Source organism: Microcoleus sp. C2D2 (genome assembly GCF_036702495.1).
In the GTDB taxonomy this organism is placed as follows: domain Bacteria; phylum Cyanobacteriota; class Cyanobacteriia; order Cyanobacteriales; family Microcoleaceae; genus Microcoleus.
The window spans coordinates 1-4,688 of sequence record NZ_JAUBTO010000287.1 but is presented as its reverse complement, the minus strand read 5'-3'; the positions used below and the strand labels follow the sequence as shown (position 1 = coordinate 4,688).

The following is a 4,688-nucleotide window of genomic DNA, read 5'->3' as shown; positions in this document are numbered from 1 at the left end:
ATTGGTTATCAAATGGGGACGGAAACTTAAAAACAAAGGAAATGCTATTATCACAATTTAAATGCGAAACAGCTTAACGGGTTAAAATCCGAATTACCTCACCCGGTATCGGCGATGGTAGAGGCGGGCTCCATTCCCCAACTTCTGCAAAACCTAAAACGTGCAACAGATTAACGAAACTGTCTACCGCTTTGGGAACGCCACACAACAGCAAACGAATCGGTTGCTTCCGCAAGAGGTACGTCAGGAATTTCTTCCCGGAGCAGTTCAGGAACTGATGCAAGGCTGTGAGATCATACAGTTTCTCCTAAATATGGCAGTTTCAGCCCCCACCGAACGATCGTCAGTCTGAGCGGTGGGGGTTTGGTTTTGTGTCAACTCTAAAGTATTACGGTATGCACTCCGAGTTAACCCGTGAGGGTAAAATTGATACTGTAGAGGTCAAAAAAAGGTACAATAGGGCAGTAAAAGCACAAATAACAGCCTTGCCAGCAAAACTCCCCAGAATAGTTGTATATCTTCCAGAAGAACTTAAAGCAGACCTAGAACGGTTAGCCAAATCGCATTATCGGCCGGTCTCGAATATGGTGTTGACATTAATTCAAGAAGCAGTAGATGAGGCTAAATCTGAGGGGAGAATTCAAAGCGACGATCGATCGCAACCGCAGAGAAGCGACAGCAACGAGCAAGACTGAAGCTGAAATTTAATAGTTTACGGTGAGGATAAGCTCGATCGCACCAGAAAACGGAATTTGCGATCGCCCCTTGACGGCTGAGAGAATATGCGATCGCTACTCTAACTATTGTCCGATATAATCAATGATTTCCCATCGTCAGATTCCATCACCAGCCGATAAATTTTGACCCAACAGTGGGAGCGGAAATAAAAAAAGTTAATTAGGAAAATAACCATTAATAAAATCTGTTTGAGTCAGAATCGCTATTTGTTAAACTTCGCGGAGAGCCAATTCTCATTAGCTAGACCCTAGCTATTATCCGACTTTTTTAAAAATTTAACTCATTTATTGCATAGTAGGTTGATTGGGATTTTGTTCTAGTTCTTCTAGATGTTCTATAAATTCATCCAAGTCTATTTGCGACAGGCTAATTTTTTGATCCAATCTCAGTTTCAGTAGTTGATTAATCTTAAATAGCTGGGAACTGCCTAGATAAATTGTCGCATTAACAAGATCGAACGCCCGCGTTCGCAGCTTACAACTCAACGGTTTAGGTGTAGCAGCCGGCGAAATCCTCAGAGAAAAATGTTGACGAGAACCGGAGAAATGGGAAACCCTAATTAACACTTATCGAGGCCATCCCTTATGGTTGAAAATAGTTGCAGCCATGATTCAAGAATTATTTAGCGGTCGAGGGACCGAATTCTTAAAATATGATATGCTATTCTTGGGAGAAGAATTAAAAGCAAGATTGCAGCAGCAGCGCGATCGCTTATCAGAATTAGAGAAACAGGTAATCTGCTGCATCGGGAATGAAATCCAGCCTGTTGCAATTTCTCAAATTAGAGAAAATGTGCAATTATCGCCGGACGATTTATTCAATGTACAGCAATCATTGGAAAATCGAGTATTGATTGAAAAACAAGAACAAGATAATCAAGCGCTTTTCAATTTATCCCCATTGGTGAGACAATATGTGAAAACTGAATATTCCCGCGAAGGAAGATGAGATGTAAGTCGTAAAGTGCGCGCGGCGCACCATAAAAATGACTGCATATCAAGACTGCAACCACTTCATAAACTTATCTGTCGCAGTACCGATAGACTGTCCCACCTGTTTCTTCAAACGCCACCGCTGAAACGCTTGTTCGTAATCTTCCCCTTCAGTTTGATAAACATTCCAAGCATTTAGCGACAATCCCAATCCCCACGTTAGTAAAATGAAAAGCGACCAAGAAAGCTCGTGCGCTGCTGCTAGATTAAACAAAACTAAAAAAGTATTGATAATGCCGTATTTTGTCACATTTTTATGCAATTTGCGACGACGGTAACTGTTAAAAACCAGCTTTTCTTGAAATTCTCCTCTAGTTGCTAACCATTGCTGTTCCGCCGCCAGAATATCCGATTCCGAAATGCCCAATTCCGCCGCAATCTCGAAAAGCTGGACTCTGGATAATTCCCCTTCATCCTGTCGCCGCGCGATCGCAAGCTGTAAAATACCTTGAGCATCCTCTGAACCGTAAATTTGATTGATTTGACTTTCATTTGTCGCCATAACAAGTTTCCTATAATTCCTGACATCCTTTCTATGATAGAGATAACCGCAGTTAAACGGCAGGTGGTGACATTGGCGGATTTCAACACCTTTTTAAGAACAGGCAAGATGCCTGTTCTACAATAAGTCAATTCTCTCGCTTCACAGGCATCTTGCCTGTTCCTGATACGGCAGGTGGTGACATTGGCGGATTTCAACACCTTTTTAAGAACAGGCAAGATGCCTGTTCCACAATAAGTCAATTCTCTCGCTTCACAGGCATCTTGCCTGTTCCTGATACGCAAGATGCCTGTTCCACAATAAGTCAATTCTCTCGCTTCACAGGCATCTTGCCTGTTCCTGATACAGGTGCAAAAATCAATTTCACCCCAAAGTATACATCCAGCCATCCCTCGCACAAATCCTCACAATTCCGTCCCAAACTACAGGCGTCGCCTCAAATGACAAACCCGGTTTAAATCTCCCCGATTCTATTACTTTTAAATGATAAAACTCGCCTTTAGCATTCCTCAAAGCATTCTTATCCCCAGACTTCGCTCGTTCCCAGTTCAAATTGAACAAATAAACACCATTGTATCCCGCACCGATCAGTTTATTACCATCGGTAAAAATCGGAGTCGAAATTGAAGAACCAATCTCTTTTTTAAACACTATTACAGGAGTATCGTAAGACTGCTTTCGCCAAGGTACAGCAGTTTTTTTACCTGTAATCATATCTTGGGAACCAATGTACAAATTGCCGTCGATCGCATTTGTGGCAAACAGCGCCGGGAACTCCCCTGAATTGTACTCATCATTCAACGCCACCGAGCCAATTATCCCGCCTTCCCAGCTAGAAAGTCGGCGATTTCCAGTCGGCAAAAACCATTCGACACTGGCATTCGGTTCCTTGTTTGGATTCAGCTTCAGCACGCCGCCGTTGCCCTGAATGTATTGTTTTTCAATAGCACAAAACAGTTTTCCAGATTTAGAAATTACAGCACTTCCGTCCAAATCTGAACCAGTATAGAAATCCCAGACTATCTTTTTAGTTTCAATGCTAATACCGTAAATATGACCGGAACCAGCAGCTATAAATATTCTATCTTTGAGCCTTGATGGCGATGATTCCGCTACCAAGTTGCCGCCGTGCTTGCTGATATCTCCTGCTGCATAAAGCTGTACTTCCGACAATATATTTGGCTGCTTAATTCCTTGTTTTAGCTTTACCTTGCTTGTCGAACTCTCAAGAAAATAGCCGATCGCATTTTCCCCCGCATTGAACAAAACGCCACCGCCGAGGTACAAAGCGCTGCTGTCATTATCCCGGCTGTAGCTGGGCGTTCTCCTGATGTCCAATTTCCAAAGTTCCTTGCCAGTTCTAAAAGATATTGCCCTAAAACTCGGCACGACATTTTTGCCGCCACCGCCACTGCGGCTGCCTTGCACAATCACAATTCTGTTTTCGGCGCTCGCTTTTTCATCGATATAAATCGTTGATGAACCTTTGATTACATCATCAAACTTATAGCGCCAAACTTCTTTATTGGTAGCAATATCTATTTTTCGCAAATTGTGGTCAAAAGAACCTATAATTAAATAAGTTTTTCCCCCGTCTCTGGTAATTGTCGGCTGTCCAGTCCAACCCGCGCCGCTCCAAACTACAGACCTCCTTCCCAGAAAAGTCCGACCGCTTCCTAGTTGAAATTTGTCGATTAACTTCAAGCTTTTCGGAACACCTCTGCCGTAGAAGCGGCGCTGGTCGTTACCTAAAAATGTCGGTACTAATAATTCTATTTCTGGGTCTGCTTTCGCCAGAAAATTGTTAAGATTAGTTTCTAAAAAAGCTTGGTTCGAGGATTCTGTTTGGCACATTTTGAGAACAGCAGGAGGAACAGCCGCGCTCAGCAAAAATTGTCCTAGCTGTTGATTGAAGGTTCTCCGAGATGATAAACTCATGTTAGAGCGAGATAATCAGCCATAATATTAAAACATGATTATCGGCAACAACTCAACTAAAACATCTCGCGCTAAACTGCTAGAGAACTGACCAGCTTACCCCGCACGAGTTAAAGTATATTTGATTGTGGTCAACCGTCTTGCTCAATCCCAAAGCATTTACCTGCCGAAACACGCCGAAAATTCGATCGACTGGTGGCCTTGGTGCGACGAAGCCTGAGAAACCGCCCTGCGCGAAAATAAACCGATTTTCCTGTCAATTGGCTACTCTAGCGGTCACTGGTTTACGGTGATGGAACCAGAAGCATTTTCCGATCGCGCGCCCCATACATGAATTCGCACTTTATACCCGTAAAAGTCGATCGCAAGCTGTAAAATACCCCGAGCATCCTCTGAACCGTAAATGTGATTTATTTGACTTTCATTTGTCGCCATAACAAATTTTCGTATCCGCTCAATAAATCGGGGTAACAGCAAAAAAGAAGGTTCACAATCTAGGCACAGCATGGTAGAATATA

General features: G+C 43.0%; 4 protein-coding genes and 1 pseudogene. 3 read left to right on the top strand and 2 right to left on the bottom strand.

All coding sequences use genetic code 11. The features are described from left to right. Positions 1 to 371: 371 nt before the first annotated feature. Positions 372 to 695, top strand: coding sequence for a ribbon-helix-helix domain-containing protein (locus tag QUB61_RS37975; protein ID WP_333136449.1), 324 nt, complete (start codon positions 372 to 374; stop codon positions 693 to 695). Positions 696 to 1,344: 649 nt separating this feature from the next. Further along, the gene (locus QUB61_RS37970) at positions 1,345 to 1,686 is read left to right on the top strand and encodes a hypothetical protein (protein ID WP_333136451.1); all 342 of its coding nucleotides are present in this window, start codon (positions 1,345 to 1,347) and stop codon (positions 1,684 to 1,686) included. Positions 1,687 to 1,734: 48 nt separating this feature from the next. Here QUB61_RS37970 and QUB61_RS37965 read toward each other — a convergent pair whose 3' ends face one another. Next, positions 1,735 to 2,232: a 2TM domain-containing protein gene (locus QUB61_RS37965; protein WP_333136453.1), complete on the bottom strand. Its 498-nt coding sequence runs from the start codon at positions 2,230 to 2,232 to the stop codon at positions 1,735 to 1,737. Between the two features lie 363 nt (positions 2,233 to 2,595). Continuing rightward, a complete protein-coding gene (locus QUB61_RS37960) occupies positions 2,596 to 4,170 on the bottom strand; it encodes an outer membrane protein assembly factor BamB family protein (protein ID WP_333136455.1) in 1,575 nt (524 codons plus the stop codon). Between the two features lie 127 nt (positions 4,171 to 4,297). Here QUB61_RS37960 and QUB61_RS37955 point away from each other — a divergent pair. Then, positions 4,298 to 4,539, top strand: a pseudogene (locus tag QUB61_RS37955) (DUF255 domain-containing protein); the annotation flags it as partial. Between the last annotated feature and the right edge of the window lie 149 nt (positions 4,540 to 4,688).